This is a genomic window from Idiomarina sp. Sol25 (assembly GCF_033052775.1).
Taxonomy (GTDB): Bacteria; Pseudomonadota; Gammaproteobacteria; order Enterobacterales; family Alteromonadaceae; genus Idiomarina.
Genome location: NZ_JAUPEW010000249.1, coordinates 1 through 233 on the forward strand (window position 1 = coordinate 1; position 233 = coordinate 233).

Annotated in this window: 1 protein-coding gene; it reads right to left on the reverse strand. The window is 60.5% G+C overall.

Annotation, left to right across the window (positions count from 1 at the left end; translation table 11 throughout):
* On the reverse strand, positions 1–233 hold a 233-nt coding region (locus Q5L94_RS14165; RefSeq protein WP_317498985.1), incomplete at both ends, for a hypothetical protein.

Here is a 233-nt window from a genome sequence, read left to right on the forward strand (position 1 = left end):
CGACCTCCCTAAGCCGCTCGTCGCGCCATGCGGCAAAATCCTTTGCCGCCAGATCCTCAAGCCGGATTTGTGCGATCGCATCACGTCCGATCTTCTCAAGTCGGATCACCTCCCAGCGATGCCCTCGCTTGCCTGGCGATACCTCTCGCGCATAGCGCTCAAACAGCTCGACCAGGCGCAACTTGGCGGCAATCTTGTCACCGTTCAGGATTTCATATTCCGCGCGCGCGGCC